The sequence below is a fragment of the Streptomyces sp. NPDC048255 genome, assembly GCF_040652415.1.
GTDB lineage: Bacteria > Actinomycetota > Actinomycetes > Streptomycetales > Streptomycetaceae > Streptomyces.
This window is the reverse complement of sequence record NZ_JBEZMA010000153.1, coordinates 1-1,181: the sequence shown is the minus strand read 5'-3', so window position 1 is coordinate 1,181 and position 1,181 is coordinate 1. Positions and strand designations below refer to the sequence as shown.

Here is a 1,181-nt window from a genome sequence, read left to right as displayed (position 1 = left end):
CGATGAAGGCGGTCACCGCCGAGGCGACGAAGGCCACGCCCAGCGCGCTCCAGTCCTCCTGCGCCGCGGCCGGGGTGCCGATCACGCCGAGCAGCTCGTAGCCGCTGGCGGCGAACATGGTCGGGATGCCGAACAGGAACGCGAATTCGGTCGCCGCCGCGCGCGAGGTGGTGCCGGCCAGCAAAGCGACGAAGATCGTCGCCGCCGAACGCGAGGTGCCCGGGAACACGCCGGCCACGACCTGGGCGATGCCGACCAGCGCCGCCACCGTCCAGGTGATGTCGCTGCGCTCGCCGAGCGCGGCCGCGCGCTTGGCCGCGAAATGCTCGGCCGCGACCATCCACACGCCGCCCAGCACCAGCGCCCAGGCGATCGGGGTGACGTGGTCGGGCAGGGTGAAGCCGGCCTTCTTGACGATGATGCCGAGCACCGCGGTGATGCCGAAGGCCACGCCGAGCTTGAGCAGGTAATCGAGGTTGTCGCGCTGGGTGAAGCCGACGGCCAGGCCCCACAAGCGCTTCCAGTAGATCGCCACCACCGCCAGGATCGCGCCGGCCTGGATCGAGATGTTGAACAGGTCCGAGCGCGCGCCGAGCCAGTGCTGGGCGATCAGCAGGTGGCCGGTGCTGGAGATCGGGAGGAACTCGGTGATGCCTTCGATGATGCCGAGGAGCAGGGCGGCTAAGAGGTCGGTCATTGGGGCCGGGGATCGAGAATCGGGAAGGGGGAATCGGAATAAGCGCCGGGTCGCGGTCGGGGGAGGCGCGGCCGGCGGGTCAGGATAGCGGAAAGGGGCTTTTCCCAAATTGGTGCGAAGCCGGTTCATTTTGCACGATGTTGGTGCAAAGGCCGGGAGTGCTTAGCCGATCATCCTTTCGAATCAATCGCTTGGATCACCATAAAACTTGGCATACGACTTGCTTTAATCCCTGGCAGGCGCACCACGCCCCCGCGTTGCCGATTCTCCATTCCCCACCTCTTCCCGGATCCAGCCATGTCTCTCGAACACGTCGAAAAGCTCATCAAGGACCACAAGGTCGAATTCGTCGATCTGCGCTTCACCGACATGCGTGGCGTGCAGCACCACGTGACCTTCCCCAAGTCGATCGTCGAGCCGGCGCTGTTCGAAGACGGCAAGATGTTCGACGGCTCCTCGATCAGCGGCTGGAAGGGCATCAACG

At 65.6% G+C, this 1,181-nt stretch carries 2 protein-coding genes; one reads left to right on the top strand and one right to left on the bottom strand.

What is annotated here, in order from left to right; all coding sequences use genetic code 11:
- Window positions 1-697, bottom strand: a 697-nt coding sequence (locus tag AB0D94_RS37880; RefSeq protein WP_362062554.1) for an undecaprenyl-diphosphate phosphatase, incomplete at its 3' end; no start/stop codon positions are given.
- Window positions 698-994: 297 nt separating this feature from the next.
- On the opposite strand from AB0D94_RS37880, the gene AB0D94_RS37875 reads away from it, so the two are divergent.
- Window positions 995-1,181 (top strand): glutamine synthetase beta-grasp domain-containing protein (locus tag AB0D94_RS37875; protein WP_362062551.1); only part of this gene is annotated, 187 nt, incomplete at its 3' end.